The sequence below is a fragment of the uncultured Veillonella sp. genome (assembly GCF_963522475.1).
GTDB lineage: Bacteria > Bacillota > Negativicutes > Veillonellales > Veillonellaceae > Veillonella.
In genome coordinates, this window is record NZ_CAUQYW010000004.1 from 98,126 (window position 1) to 113,228 (window position 15,103).

The following is a 15,103-nucleotide window of genomic DNA, read 5'->3' on the forward strand; positions in this document are numbered from 1 at the left end:
TTATGATATGCGTTTTACACGAGCCATAAAGAATCCATCCATCTGATCTCGTGGCGGATATGTTGTAATCATACCCTCTACAGCTTGTGGCAACTCATCAAATGATACAGGATCAATGATAAAGTTTTTATGAGTTGCTAGGAATTTTTCTAGTACATCCTCATTTTCCCCACTATTGATAGTACAAGTAGAGTATACTAAATATCCATCAACTTTAACCATTTCAGCAGCTTTTTCTAATATTTCAAGCTGTAATGGAGGCAAGTCAGTAAGTAAAGATGGTGTTTTACGCCAACGCATATCCAATTTTTTTTGTAATATGCCAAGTCCAGAACACGGTGCATCTACTAAGACGCGATCGAATTGTTCTTTCCAATTATCGGGTAAATTACGACTATCTTGTAGCTTAGTTGAAACTATGGATACTCCAAGTCGTTCAGCATTTTGATTCATAAGCTCTAATTTATGATCGTATATATCACAACTCATAATAGCACCCGTATTATTCATGAGACTTGCCATATGCATAGACTTACCACCTGGTGCAGCACAACAATCTAATATGCGCTCTCCTGGCTGAGGATCAACTACATGAGCAACTAACATAGAGGCTTTATCCATGAAGGTAATATGACCTTCCATAACAGGTTTTGCTTTTTCCAAGTGCCCTTGATGTGCATCAATATAAACTACTTCTGGAATATCATTGTCCTGTTCAACAGTCCAACCTAAATCTCGCAGTTCTTTTAAACAATCCTCAATAGATACTTTTACAGTATTTATACGTGCTGTCAACCGAGGTTGTTCATTAAACCAAGCACAAAGATCTATAGTCTTATCCTTCCCCATTTCATTCATCCATAAATTAACTAACCATAAAGGTTGATTATAAATGAAAGAAATTTCTTCAGCCTCAGACTTGGCAAGTTCACCAATAGAAATACTATCACTTTCACGTAATACTGAACGTAATACGGCATTTACAAAACCAGATAATCCTCTAGTTAACTTTTTTGCAAGTTTTACAGATTCATTGACCGCTGCACTTTCAGGGACTTTATCCATATAGATAATTTGATAAATGCCAAGTCTAAGAATTTCTACAACCATGGACGATAATTTCTTTAATGGTCTTTTCGCGAAATGAACAATAATGGCATCTAAATAATTTTTTCTACGGATGACACCATAGACCAACTCCGTGAAAAATCTTCGATCTAAATCGGATAAATGATATTTTTGTAAATACTCTTGTAACTTGATATTGGCATAAGCACCATTACGATTAATATCACTCAAAGCCTTCACTGCGAGCAATCGAATATTTAGTTGTTGATTCGTTTTAACTTCAGTCATCGTTTTTCCTACCAATTAATTGTTCAACTGCTGCTCGAACACGTTCAGGATCTACTGTAGTATTGCAACAAGGTCCATTAGGTCTTTCATTTAAAACGCCAATGACAGGTATGGGAAATACATCAGCCATGCCACTTGCTAAATCACGTTCACAAGCAATAGCTACAATAGCCTTTGGTCGTGCTTCTTTTACCTTCATTCGCGCTAATGTACCACCTGTTACCACTATAAATTGACAGCCATACTCTTTAGCAATTTGCAATAAACTTCCAACTTGGCATCTACCACATTGCTTACAATTGTATACATCATGTGTAACCTTATGAACACATGAACTTTCTTGTAAACAATGAGGTGTCAATAACAATATACGTTCTGGATCAACTGTATACATATCAAGCATCACTAGATGATTAATCAAGTCAATCATAGACTGACGCAATTGATCCTTAGTAACCCCTCTCACTTTACCAATCAATAGGGATAGTGGAAACAGTCCATATATAAACTGGTTAGCAAGCCTTAAAACAATAGGATGTAACCGTAGTATACCGAAACTAGCAATAATCAAGGATGCGCACAATAACCATATAACACAAATGCATACAGAAAAAATCACTGTACTTATTATGGATGCAATAGGATGTAATTGTGAAAGTCCAGGCTCTAATATATACATCAGAAATCCCATAATTACAGTAATTATGGCACATGTAATTGATGATAATATCAGGTATAACGGATACGTTTCGTACTGCTTATATTGAGTCTCCAAAAACGATACCTTCCTTTATCTGATGTCCATTAATAAAATCAATAGCAGAAATGCGTTTTTTATTTTCTGGTTGGACTTCTGTCAATAGAATTATATTTCCATCACCACAAAAAACACCTAACCCGGCTATTTTAGATACGATTGTACCAGGTATAGTTGTGGCTGATATAGCAATTGGTACATGTTTACCATGGATATCTATCAAACCGTGAGTCGAATCACTTGGAACCACTTCACCAGACCATACTTTTAAACGTTTTCCATTAAGATACGTATAACATCCAGGAGCTGGATTAAGACCTCTAATAAGATTTACAATTTCATGGGCTGACTTAGACCAGTCAATCTGACCCATTTCCTTTGTAATCTTAGCAGTATGTGTAGCCATTGTATTATCTTGTGGCGTAGCCACAATTTCTCCATTAATCCACCGAGTTAATACTGGAACGATTGTTTTTCCCCCTAGTAATGCCATACGTTCAAATAGTTCCCCTGTTGTTTCACCACACAAAATATCAGTCTCAACTATGTCAATAATATCGCCTGTATCAAGGCCATCATCCATATGCATAATTGTAACACCTGTCTTATTATCACCATTTAATATGGCATAATGAATTGGTGCAGCACCTCTATACTTAGGTAAAATAGATGCATGTACATTAATACATCCATATTGTGGTAAACGAATAAGCCATGGCGGCAAAATTTTACCGTATGCAATAACTACTACTACATCGGGATTTAGATTTTCAAGTTCTGCTTGTACTTGTTCATCACGTAATGTTACCGGTTGGAATACAGGTAAATTATGTTTTAAAGCTGCCACTTTTACAGGTGGCATTTGAACTTGTTTACCGCGACCTTTTTGTTTATCTGGCTGACAGTATACACCAACAATAGAGTGACCAGCCTTTATTAATGCTTCCAAAGTAGGAACCGAAAAGTCAGGCGTCCCCATAAATACGACGCGCAATTGTTTTTGATTAGACAATTTCTTTCTCCTCTGGGTGATCAGTAATCAATCGTAAGTTAGTTGCTTTTTCAATAAACAAATGACCTTCTAAATGATCAATCTCATGTTGAAAAATGCGCGCTAAAAATCCTTCAGCTTTAATTGTTACCTTTTTATTATGAGGGTCTATACCTTTAACGGTAATTTTGTCGAATCTTTCCACATCGCCAAAATACCCTGGTACACTTAAACAACCCTCTGGTCCCACTTGAGATCCCTCAGCATGCGTAATTTCAGGATTAATTAATGCAATGAGACCACTACCGGCATGATCATCTACGACGATAATTCGTTTTGACACCGCTACTTGAGGTGCAGCAAGTCCAACACCCTCAGTCTCATACATTGTTTCCGCCATATCATCGATAAGGGCTCTAAGTTTTTTATTCACATGTTCTACAGGTTCTGCAATTTGTTTTAAAACGGGATGACCTGCTTTTACAACATCTAATACTGCCATTTATACTCCTATACTAAACAGGATCTACATCAATCAAAAGTCCTTCTTGTGTGAAAATCCATGAATTATATATATATTCTTTTAAATTTGATAAATTAGTACCGCGAATCATAATTGCTAAGCGATACATATCCCGTATCTTTTTGATACTCGCTTCATAAGGTCCATTAATGAGGATATCAGTATCACCTTTATGAGCCTCTAAGTCGCTTACAATACGATTAGCAGTGGCGTCTAAGGTTTCCATGTTTTGATGACGCACTACCATATGAATCATCTCTCTAAACGGAGGATATCCTAGGGCTTTACGATTTTGAATTTCTTCATTGTAAAAGCCTACATAGTCATGAGCCTTACTCTTTATTATAGCATAATTTAAAGGATTATATGTTTGTATTACTACACTGCCAGTTTTATCACCTCGGCCGGCCCTACCAGATGTTTGGGTAAGTAAGTCAAAAGTTCGTTCAGATGCAGTGTAGACAGGAATATTTAAAACTGAATCGGCTGTTAAAATACCAACAGCCGTTACATCTTTAAAGTCATGCCCCTTTGATACCATTTGAGTTCCCAACAAGATATCATATTTATGAACTCCAAAGTCATGTAAAATATCTTCTGCTAATTGTTTGTTTTTCGTTACATCTTGATCTAGGCGTGCTATACGAGCAGACTTAAAGTGTCGTCGTAACTCTTCTTCCACCTTTTGTGTACCTGATCCAAAGAACTTAATACGTTTACTATTACAATTAGGACATATAGTAGGAATTAATTCATGATGTTCACAATAATGACAACGTAATTCTTCACCCGCTTGGTGATATACCATAGCCACATCACAATGAGGACACATAATAGTTTCCCCGCAATCTCTACACATAACAAATGTATTATACCCACGTCTATTTAAAAGAATAATCATTTGATTATGGTCATTCAATGTTTTTTGGATTAAGCTACTCATAGCATCAGAAAAAACAGAATAGTTTCCATGAAGAATTTCTTCCTTCATATCAACAATAGTTACTTTTGGCATTGGTTGTTCAAAAATTCGATGTGGTAGTTCAAGCAAATGATACTCCCCTTGCTTAGCTTTATAATAGGAAGTAACAGATGGTGTTGCAGAACCTAGTATTACAGGGCAACTATGTGCTTCCCCACGCCATAATGCAACATTTCTAGCATGGTAACGAACCATATCCTCTTGCTTATAAGACGTATCATGCTCTTCATCGACTACAATAAGCCCAATATCTTCAGCTGGAGCAAATACTGCTGATCGTGCACCAATAATAATATGACTGTCCTTACGACGTAAACGCTCCCAGTTATTATTGCGTTGTTGTACCGTTAATTTGCTATGAAAGACAACGACTTCATCACCAAATGTTTCTACAAAGCGCCGTACAATTTGATCGGTAAGAATAATTTCAGGAACAAGTATAATAGCAGTCTTATCTTGGCTAATACATTTTGCTGTAGCTTTTAAATACAGCTGAGTTTTACCACTACCTGTTACACCATGCAACAAAAAAGTTTTATGCTGATGTGTATTCATCACCTCTTGTATGGGTTTATACACAGCTTGTTGGGCATCAGTTAATGGTATATTTACTTCTTCTGTAAATAGTTCATCAAAAGAGGTTTTTGTAGCTTTAAATCTTGCTTCAATAGTAATCCCCTTAGCTTCACTAACTTGTTTAATTACCATTCGTGAAAAACCTTTAGCCAATAATATAGCTTTTGATGCACCCCCTACGTCAAGTAAATATTTTGCCAATTCTCGTTGTTTCTTTTTTCGCTCACTAAATTGTTTTACGGTGAAAGCAGGCGTAACGACAAGCCATTCTTCCTTAGGAGCCTCGTAAGATTTTAAAGTTTTATTAACTGTAAACAAGCGTAATGCATCGCCATAAGAAAATAAATAATATTCATTTAACCGACGAGCAGTGTCCATCATTTCAGGTGTAAACCAAGGTTCATTATCTAATACTTGAACTATATTTCGCAAAGTGAAATCTGGGGGTTCCAATAATTCTTCATAACCAATCAGAATCCCCTCTTCACGACTATTGCCTAACGGAATAAGTACACGTGTACCAGGTAAGACATTACCAAACTTTTCAGGCATTAAGTAGCTTAATGGTTTATGAAGTTGTTTAGCCGGTCTATTAATTATAACTTTTGCGACACGCATACTATATCCTTTCATTTACTATAAAAGGTCTCAGTAGAAATTCTACTAAGACCTTTTGTATTATAAGCCAGCTTCAGCTTTTAAAATTTCTGCTTTGTCAGTACGTTCCCAAGGTAAATCTACATCAGTTCTACCAAAATGACCATATGCTGCAGTTTTGCGATAATGAGGTTTTAACAAATCAAGCATTTCAATAATACCTGCTGGACGAAGGTCGAAATGTTTCTTAACGAGTTCTTGAATTTTAGTTTCCTCAATCTTACCTGTACCAAAAGTATCAACTAAGATAGATACAGGTTTCGCAACACCAATAGCATAGGCTACTTGCACTTCACATTTATCTGCTAAACCTGCAGCAACAACATTTTTAGCTACATAACGAGCTGCATATGCTGCAGATCTGTCAACTTTGGATGGATCTTTACCAGAAAAAGCACCGCCGCCATGACGAGCCATCCCGCCATAAGTATCTACAATGATTTTGCGACCAGTTAAACCAGCATCACCATGAGGGCCACCGATTACGAAACGGCCAGTTGGGTTAATGAAATATTTTGTATTTTCATCAACAAATTCAGCAGGCAATGCTGCATCGATAACAAAGCGTTTCAAGTCTGCTTTAATTTGTTCTTGCGTAACTTCAGGGCTATGTTGTGTAGAGATAACAATTGTATCAATACGTTTTGGTTTACCATCAACATATTCAACAGTAACTTGAGTTTTACCATCTGGACGAAGGTAAGTTAAAGTGCCATCTTTACGAACTTCAGTAAGACGACGGGATAAACGATGAGCCAAAGAAATAGGCATAGGCATAAGTTCAGGTGTTTCATTAGTTGCATAACCAAACATCATACCTTGGTCACCAGCACCAATTTTATCTAGTACTTCACCATTACCGTCTTTTGATTCAAGTGCTTCATCAACCCCCATAGCGATATCAGCAGACTGTTCATCGATAGAAACTAGTACACCACAAGTATCGCAGTCAAAACCAAATTTAGCACGTGTATAGCCAATATCTCTAATAGTATCACGTACAATACGAGGAATATCCACATATGTATTTGTAGAGATTTCACCTACTACATGCACTAGACCGGTAGTAACTAAAGTTTCACAAGCAACACGAGCAGTCGTATCTTTTTCAATAATTGCATCCAAAACAGCATCAGAAATTTGGTCAGCTATTTTATCTGGATGGCCTTCAGTAACAGATTCAGAAGTAAAAAACATATGTTTTTCAGCCATTTATTTAATCCTCCTAATACAAAAAAAAGCCTCTCATGTACTCATGAGAGACCCTCCCATCTAACGACATTTGTCATAGGAATTAGCACCTTTTCCTCTTGGAATGGTTGCTGTAGCTTCACAGGGCCTATCCCTCCACTACTCTTGATGAGTTACAAAAACATTATAGTGTATTTACATTGATAAAGCAAGTCATTATTATATTTCTTTCACTTTTAATAAAATCAAATCATATTTAATCTTATTAATATCAGTATAAAATTTACAATACTTGTAATGTAAAATATTAACATGAATTGAAATTATTTATTTTTTACTAATTCTACAACTTCTTTCATAATATTATGAGCTAGTTCAGATTTTTTCATGTTAGGCATTTCTTTTGGCTCCTTATGAGGATATAAAAAGTAGCCTTCATTTGTATCTACATTAAAGCCTGCATTAGATTTACTAACATCGTTTGCTACAAGCATATCTAAATTCTTTCGAACCACTTTATCTTGACCATATTTAATAATATGTTCAGTTTCTGCAGCAAAGCCCACAAGTATTTGATGCTGCTTCTTCTTGCCTAAATCTTGTAGAATATCTGGATTTTTAACAAGTTCTAATGTCATAGCCTCCATTTTTTTGATTTTTTGTTCTGCCTTATGAAGAACTCTAAAATCAGACACTGCTGCGGCCATAATAACAACATCTACCTCATCATATCGAGATTCCACAGCATGTTGCATAGATAAAGCAGAATCAACAGAAATAAAATTTACTCCACTTGGTACATGTAAGGATGTAGGAGCACTCACTAGAATTACATTAGCACCCATTTGTGCCGCTTGTTCAGCAATAGCATACCCCATCTTACCGCTAGATCTATTACCAATATAACGAACAGGATCGATATTCTCTTGCGTACCACCAGCTGTAACAAGTACTGTAGTACCTTCTAGCTCCTTAGAACTACACATTTGAGCTTCAAGCCATTCTACAATAGCCTCAGGCTCTGGTAAGCGTCCAACACCAGTAACACCACAAGCAAGCCATCCTTCAGCCGGTTCCATAATATGATAACCTAAACTCCGTAATCCTTCTAAATTTCGTTGTGTAATAGGATTTCTATACATTTCTGTATTCATAGCAGGACAGAGATATTTAGGTGCTGTAGTAGCCATTATCGTTGTTGTTAGCATGTCATCTGCAATGCCTGCATATATTTTGCCAATTACATTAGCTGTTGCTGGTACAACCACATATGCATCTGCCCAGGTTGCTAATGCAATATGCTCCACATCCCATTGATGTACTTGTTCAAACATGTCGATAGCTACAGGATGCCCACTAATTTCACCAAATGTTAGAGGTGAAGCTATATGAGTGGAATTTTGAGTCATAACAACCTTCACTTCAGCACCTTTTTTACGAAGTCTGCTAACTACTTCAATTGCCTTATATGCAGCAATACCTGCGGATACAGCGACAATGATATGTTTTCCTCGCATTTTCTTCTCCTTTTAAAAATTCCTTGTATCTAGGATACAAGGAATTTTTGTTCTTATTTAATGCCTTCTTTAGTGCGCTTATAAGTCACTTCACCTTCAGCAATTTCATAGAATGCCAAGGATACAGGCTTGTCAGTTGGATGTGTAGATTCAGCTAAACAAGACTCACCATCTGTTAATTCTCGAGCGCGTTTAGCTGCTAATGTTACCAAAGTATATTTGCTATCAACTTGTTTTTCCAATGTTTTTAATGGAGGTTTTACCATCATACTATCACTTCTCCTTAGACTCTTGATATTGTTTATAAATAAATTGAATTTGTTCTTTATTACGACTTATTTTACACGCTTCAGCTCGTAAAATAGAAGCAACCTTCTCCGATGCCTCTTCTAGATCATCATTAACAACTATATAGTCATATCGATGAGCTAATGCCAATTCAGAGCAAGCTAATGACAACCGTTTGTCTATAACCTCTTTTGCATCTGTACCACGATTATGTAATCGCTCAGACAATTCAGTTAAAGACGGTGGCACTATATAAATAAATACAGCATCACTAAAACGTTCTTTTACTTGCATTGCACCTTGAATATCAATCTCTAACAGTACACTTTTACCATCATCTAATAAATTCATTACATGTTGTTTTGGTGTACCGTAGTAATTATCATATACCTTTGCATATTCTAAAAATGCCTCTTCACTTAATAAAGTCTCAAACTCTTCTTTAGAGCGAAAGAAATAGTTAACCCCTTCCACTTCACCAACACGTGGTGCCCGTGTAGTCATAGACACGGAATAAACTAAATTGGGCATTTCCTTTCGAATATTCGCACAAATCGTACCTTTACCTGCGCCAGATGGCCCGGATATAACGATTAATAATCCTCTGTCTGACATATGTACTCCTATGATTCTACTGTATCTTCGTCTACATCATATTGCACAAGTCGATGTGCTACGGTTTCTGGTTGAATTGCAGATAATACAATTTGACCACTATCCATAACTAATACAGCACGAGTCTTACGACCATATGTAGCATCAATAAGCAGGCCCTTATCACGTGCATCTTGAACCATGCGTTTAATTGGTGCAGATTCAGGACTAATAATAGCCATAACACGATTAGCAGATACCATATTACCAAAGCCTATATTCAATAATTGAATACTCATTTATGGACCTCCTATTACTCTACATTCTGTACTTGTTCTCTAATTTTTTCTAACTCACATTTCAGTTGAACCACAAATTCTGTAATACTTGAATCCATAGCTTTGGAACCAATTGTATTTACTTCACGATTCATTTCTTGCAAAATAAAATCCACCTTACGTCCGATGGAATTCTCATCTACAAGTGTGTTTTTTAATTGTACCACATGTGAGGTAAATCGGACAATCTCTTCCGTAATATCAGTCTTATCAGCCAATAAAGCAATTTCCTGCAAAAAACGATCTTCGCTTATACTAGCATCCAAAGAAACTAAGTATTCTTGGATTTTACCTTTTATATGCTCACGATAGGACTCTACAGCCCCCGCCTTATTCTCATCAATATTTTTGATGATTTCTTCTAATGTAGTGATACGCTCCAATAAATCCTGTTTAATATGTTGACCTTCTACGGTTCTCATAGCAATCAATGCATCTAATGCGAAACTTGTAGATTCTTTCACTATATCTGAAAGCACTTCTTCTGCAATTGGTGTATCTTGCTGCTGAATCCAATCATTAGAGATAGAATTGACCGCTTGTAAAGGAACCTTTTTCGGATCATCATAAAATTCTTCTTGAACAAGCAATTCTTGTATCTGCTTTCTCAATGCACTATTTATTGTAAAAGTTTTAAGTCTCTCCCCTGCATCCTGAATAGAAACAGATACTTCAACCTTACCTCGAGCAATTCGATCTTGTACCAATCCTCGAATAATACTTTCAAAAGGATTTATTTGCTTTGGACTACGTATAAATAAATCCAAAAATCGCGCATTTACGGACTTAATTTCTACCGTACAGGTAATGCCATCTTTGGTTGCCGTGCCAGAACCAAAACCGGTCATACTTTTCATGTAATATCCTCCTTAGCAGTTTTTATTATTGTACCACGAATTATACATTCCGTGTTTAAATACTGAGAATTATATGTACATTATGTTATACTAAACTATACTTCTAAATAGAAATGAAAGGAGTACCATGAATTTAGACGGACTTACCATGTCTGTTCTCGCTAAAGAACTAAACGAGCGATTACAAACGGGTCAAATACAAAAATTATATCAAATAGATAAAACCACATTACTATTTAAGATTCGTGCACTTAACGATGACCAAAACTTGATTATCACTGTTGGTGCAACCCCTGCGATGTATCTCAGTAAACCACTCCAAGACTTACCAAAGGAACCTAGCTCTTTATGTATGTTTCTTCGCAAACATATTGAAGGTAGCCGTATTGTAAAGGTTGAACAAATCAATGGTGACCGAATCATGTGTATCCAAACGGATAAGCTTGAAATGGATGGTTCTATTACGAGTACATTTATCTATGTGGAACTAATGGGCAAGTATTCAAACTGTATCTTTGTTCAAGATGGAGTTATTCTAGAATCATTAATTCATGTATCACCTTTAATGAATCGTGAACGTTCTATAAGTCCTAAACTACACTATGAATTACCACCTAATGCTAATCGTGTAAGTTTAATGGATTTTGATTATAACGAAATCAAAAATTTACTTATCTCCTTCGGTGATGGCACTGTACAACAATCTATACGTGCCATCTTTAACGGTTTTGGTAAACCTTTGTTGGATGAAGTATTATTGACTTCAAATCTTAGTGGTAATGAAATCATAAGTGACTTAATTCCCACGCAAGTTGATGCCTTAGCTAAGGCGTTATATGAGTTAAAAATTAAGCTCAATGAAAGTAATGGTTTGCTTACTTTAATTAATGATAGTAATAAAAAAGCACACGCCACTTTTATCCTACAAAATTATAAAGTACTTAAAGAATATAGTACGATTTCAGAAGCCTTAGAAGAATCGATTCATAATACAAAATCTATTCACACTGCAGATAAAGAACTAGAAAAGATCTTAACAGCAGCCATAAAAAAAGAAGAAGGTCGTCATCAAAAGATTAAAGATGAATTAGATGACACCAATAAAATGGATACATATAAACTATATGGTGATATCTTAATGATTAATGCTCACTTACAAGTTCAATATGAACCTTCTATCCAATTACCAAATCTTCTTTCTGAAGATGGAGAATTATTAACAATTCCTCTAAAGCCAAATCTTACAATTGTAGAAAACGGTCAATGGTATTATAAACTCTATACGAAATTGAAAAATCGTATGGTCAGTGGTGAATATCAACTTAATGCTAGTACTACAAAACTGGAATATCTCAAATCGATTTTGTATAGTATTTCACTAGCTTCCACCCGCGAAAGCTTAGAAGAAATTCGTAAAGAATGTATGGATGCTGGCATCATAAAAAAATCTAAAAAACCTCTCTCTTATAAGTTAGGTAAATCAAACTACATTCATTTAACCATTGATGAAGGTGAAATATTTATTGGCCGTAACAATCAACAAAATGAATATTTAACTCATCGATTTGCCAAACCAACAGATATTTGGTTCCATACACAAGATATTCAAGGTTCCCATCTCATATTAAGACTTAATGTAGAGCCAGATGATATGATTTTATCTAAAGTTGCTCAATACGCAGCATATTTTAGTAAGGCTCGCGAAACTAGTAAAGTGCCTGTGGACTATACATATATTAAAAATATCAAAAAGCCACCTGGGTCTCCTCTAGGATTCGTTATTTTTAATACTCATCAAACGATGATTGTAGAACCTAAAAAACCAGCTAATTATAAGGAATAAAAAAGAAGCGAAGGATTTCCTTCGCTTCTTTTTATTTATATTATTGGTTTTCTTCTGTACGTTGTTCAGTTTGTTTCAAACTTTCACGATTTTGACGTAAGCTTTCCAATGTTTTCTCTAAGTTGTTTTCCACATATTTAAGAACATCGCCAGCATATTGAATAGAGCTAGATTTCAATTCTTCAGAGGATTGGTTAGCTGCATTGATAATTTGATTAGCTTGTTCTTGAGCTTGTTTAACAAGTTCACTTTCAGCAGTTAATTTAGCAATGTAATCTTTAGCTTGATCAATCAAAGTTTCAGCTTGACGTTGAGCATCAGCTAGTACTTTATCTTTATCAGCTACAATACGACGAGACTCTTCAAGTTCCAATGGTAAGGACTCTTGAATGGAATCAATAATACGCATAATTTCGTCTTCCTCAACCATACGTTTTGTAGTCATAGGAATACGGCTGCTAGATTCAATAAGAACCTCTAAATCTTCTAATAATTTTTCTGTTTTCATACATTTCACCCCTATTTATTATGGACCGTATTAAAGCGTTCTTCAAGTTTTTCCTTAACATCATTCGGAACTAAACCATCTAGCTTACCGCCAAATTTTGCAAGTTCACGAATACCTGTGGAGCTGACGAAAGAGTATTTGTTATTTGTCATAATAAATACAGTTTCAATATCATCATCCAAATATTTTGCAAACAACGCACGTTGAAATTCATATTCAAAGTCACTTAAAGCTCGCAATCCTCGAATGATTATAGTCGCATTCTTAGATTTAACATATTGATTAAGCAAGCCGCCTGTACAATCAATTTCAACATTAGGAATATGTTTGACAGAATTTCGAATCATCTCAACCCGTTCTTCCATGGTAAACAAGGAATTTTTATTCGGATTAGAGCTGACAGCAATGATTAATTTATCAACTAATCGACTGCCCCGTTCAAAAATATCAACATGTCCATTTGTAACTGGGTCAAAACTACCCGGACACACACCTATACGCACAGGTTTAGCTCCTTTCAGCTGTGTTTACAAAATAGGAAACCATCGTATAACCAAATTTCTGTTCTTTTATACATTCCCATGACTCAGGCAAGGTAAATACCTCGTCCTTATGGTGTTCTAATAGTAAAACACCTTCAGGTTTTAATAAATCATAGGATACCACTAAATCTATGGTGTCTTGTATAAATCCATTTTCATATGGTGGATCAGAAAAAATATAATCGAACTGTTGTCCCATTATATAGTTTTTTAATTGTGAAAGTTTCCTCGGAATGATTTCTAACCGATCTTCCACATGACAATGTTTGGCATTCTCCAAAATCAATTTTCCTGTTTTAAAGTCTACCGCTACTGCATGTGCTGCACCACGACTTAAGGCTTCAATAGCTACTGCACCAGTACCAGAAAATATATCTAATACATGAGTACCAAATATACCTCTATTAGATAATACATTAAACACACTTTCACGAACACGATCAAGTGTAGGTCTAGTATCTACCCCTTTAGGTGCTTTTATAGTATGTCCCTTTGCAGTTCCGCCAATAATTCGCATACAACCCTCACAAGATTATACTCATTAATTATAGTATATAAATAACCAAATTAAAAGTATCTTTTATTTATGATACTTCAATTTTAATATCTCGTCCCATCAATTCTGCTAATGCCAAAGCAGGAGATTTTTTTTCATATAAAACTTCATATAAAGCCTTTGTTATTGGCATTTCAATATGATGTTCACAAGCCATTTTATAAACAATGTCCGTAGCAAAGAAACCTTCGACAACCATATTCGTATGATTAATAATATAGTCCATTGTTTTACCATCTGCTAATTGTTGTCCAGCAGCCCGGTTGCGACCATGGGGACTCATACAAGTGGCAATCAAATCTCCCATACCAGCTAGGCCCGCATAAGTTTCCTTTTTCGCTCCCAAAGCTACACCAAAACGGGTCATCTCATGTAATCCGCGTGTTAAGAGCAATGCTTTACAGTTATCCCCTAACTTTAGACCGTCTACAATACCAGCAGCGAGAGCAATAATATTCTTTGTAGCCCCCGCTAACTCAACCCCAGTAATATCAGTATTTGCATAAATTCTAAAGTTTTGACTACATAATGATTTCTGTAACATCATAGCCACATCAAGATCTTCTGTGCTTAAAACAGATGCAGCCGGTAAATCTCGTCCAATTTCCTCCGCATGATTTGGACCAGATAAAACAGCGAGATTACATCCAACCGTTCCTAGAACATCTCTCATAACTATAGTCAGCAATTTGCCAGTAGTACGCTCTATACCTTTTGAACAAAGTATATATGATTGTTCTTTATGAGCATATGGTTTAATAGATTCTAAACTAGTACGTACATGTACAGATGGCGTAACCATGAGAATGATATCAGCCCCTTTAATAGAGGTAGCAAGATCTGAACTATATACTAATTCCTTTGGCAATGTTACGCCAGGTAAATACTCTTTATTCTCTAAATCTTTAGCTAATTGATCTGCAAATTCTGGGCGACGACAATATAAAGTTGTAGTATTTCCAGCTAATACGGATTTAATAGCAAGAGCAGTACCCCAGCTACCAGAGCCGACAACAACAACATTCAT

16 protein-coding genes and 1 riboswitch are annotated in these 15,103 nt (G+C 35.7%); of the genes, 1 reads left to right on the forward strand and 15 read right to left on the reverse strand.

The genetic code is table 11. The features are described from left to right. The 11 genes from rsmB to RWP19_RS03765 all read right to left on the reverse strand — a co-directional run bounded on the left by rsmB (position 1) and on the right by RWP19_RS03765 (position 10,627). Positions 1–1,356, reverse strand: a complete 1,356-nt coding sequence (gene rsmB / locus RWP19_RS03715; RefSeq protein WP_314356522.1) for a 16S rRNA (cytosine(967)-C(5))-methyltransferase RsmB — start codon at positions 1,354–1,356, stop codon at positions 1–3. Continuing rightward, positions 1,349–2,131, reverse strand: a complete 783-nt coding sequence (locus tag RWP19_RS03720; RefSeq protein WP_314356523.1) for a DUF116 domain-containing protein — start codon at positions 2,129–2,131, stop codon at positions 1,349–1,351. The genes rsmB and RWP19_RS03720 overlap by 8 nt, the downstream gene beginning before the upstream one ends. Further along, positions 2,115–3,125 (reverse strand): methionyl-tRNA formyltransferase, encoded by a 1,011-nt coding sequence (gene fmt / locus RWP19_RS03725; protein WP_314356524.1) that lies wholly within the window; start codon positions 3,123–3,125, stop codon positions 2,115–2,117. Before fmt ends, RWP19_RS03720 begins: the two co-directional genes overlap by 17 nt. Beyond that, a complete protein-coding gene (gene def, locus RWP19_RS03730; protein WP_005386746.1) occupies positions 3,118–3,606 on the reverse strand; it encodes a peptide deformylase in 489 nt (162 codons plus the stop codon). Before def ends, fmt begins: the two co-directional genes overlap by 8 nt. A gap of 13 nt (positions 3,607–3,619) precedes the next feature. After that, entirely contained in the window at positions 3,620–5,803 is a 2,184-nt protein-coding gene (gene priA, locus RWP19_RS03735) for a primosomal protein N' (protein WP_314356525.1), read from the reverse strand. A 60-nt stretch (positions 5,804–5,863) separates the two neighbouring features. Next, on the reverse strand, positions 5,864–7,054 hold the full coding sequence (gene metK, locus RWP19_RS03740; RefSeq protein ID WP_295209396.1) for a methionine adenosyltransferase: 1,191 nt from the start codon (positions 7,052–7,054) through the stop codon (positions 5,864–5,866). 53 nt (positions 7,055–7,107) lie between these two features. Further along, positions 7,108–7,208: riboswitch (SAM riboswitch) on the reverse strand. A 148-nt stretch (positions 7,209–7,356) separates the two neighbouring features. Beyond that, complete coding sequence (gene coaBC, locus RWP19_RS03745; protein ID WP_314356526.1) at positions 7,357–8,550, reverse strand: bifunctional phosphopantothenoylcysteine decarboxylase/phosphopantothenate--cysteine ligase CoaBC; 1,194 nt, start codon at positions 8,548–8,550, stop codon at positions 7,357–7,359. Positions 8,551–8,603: 53 nt separating this feature from the next. After that, complete coding sequence (gene rpoZ, locus RWP19_RS03750) at positions 8,604–8,819, reverse strand: DNA-directed RNA polymerase subunit omega (protein WP_295209403.1); 216 nt, start codon at positions 8,817–8,819, stop codon at positions 8,604–8,606. Positions 8,820–8,823: 4 nt separating this feature from the next. Next, a complete protein-coding gene (gene gmk, locus RWP19_RS03755; RefSeq protein WP_314356527.1) occupies positions 8,824–9,453 on the reverse strand; it encodes a guanylate kinase in 630 nt (209 codons plus the stop codon). An 8-nt stretch (positions 9,454–9,461) separates the two neighbouring features. Then, positions 9,462–9,731 (reverse strand): extracellular matrix/biofilm regulator RemA, encoded by a 270-nt coding sequence (remA, locus tag RWP19_RS03760; RefSeq protein WP_005386753.1) that lies wholly within the window; start codon positions 9,729–9,731, stop codon positions 9,462–9,464. Between the two features lie 14 nt (positions 9,732–9,745). Then, positions 9,746–10,627 (reverse strand): YicC/YloC family endoribonuclease, encoded by an 882-nt coding sequence (locus RWP19_RS03765; RefSeq protein ID WP_314356528.1) that lies wholly within the window; start codon positions 10,625–10,627, stop codon positions 9,746–9,748. Between the two features lie 127 nt (positions 10,628–10,754). Here RWP19_RS03765 and RWP19_RS03770 point away from each other — a divergent pair, with 127 nt between their 5' ends. Next, positions 10,755–12,470 (forward strand): NFACT family protein, encoded by a 1,716-nt coding sequence (locus RWP19_RS03770; protein ID WP_314356529.1) that lies wholly within the window; start codon positions 10,755–10,757, stop codon positions 12,468–12,470. Positions 12,471–12,510: 40 nt separating this feature from the next. Here RWP19_RS03770 and RWP19_RS03775 read toward each other — a convergent pair whose 3' ends face one another. From RWP19_RS03775 to RWP19_RS03790, 4 genes are all read right to left on the reverse strand, one after another. Continuing rightward, positions 12,511–12,978 (reverse strand): hypothetical protein, encoded by a 468-nt coding sequence (locus RWP19_RS03775; RefSeq protein ID WP_005386756.1) that lies wholly within the window; start codon positions 12,976–12,978, stop codon positions 12,511–12,513. A gap of 11 nt (positions 12,979–12,989) precedes the next feature. Next, positions 12,990–13,481 (reverse strand): pantetheine-phosphate adenylyltransferase, encoded by a 492-nt coding sequence (coaD, locus tag RWP19_RS03780; RefSeq protein WP_314356530.1) that lies wholly within the window; start codon positions 13,479–13,481, stop codon positions 12,990–12,992. Between the two features lie 4 nt (positions 13,482–13,485). Next, positions 13,486–14,037 (reverse strand): 16S rRNA (guanine(966)-N(2))-methyltransferase RsmD, encoded by a 552-nt coding sequence (gene rsmD / locus RWP19_RS03785; protein WP_295202633.1) that lies wholly within the window; start codon positions 14,035–14,037, stop codon positions 13,486–13,488. A 67-nt stretch (positions 14,038–14,104) separates the two neighbouring features. Further along, positions 14,105–15,103: an NAD(P)H-dependent glycerol-3-phosphate dehydrogenase gene (locus RWP19_RS03790; protein ID WP_295210804.1), complete on the reverse strand. Its 999-nt coding sequence runs from the start codon at positions 15,101–15,103 to the stop codon at positions 14,105–14,107.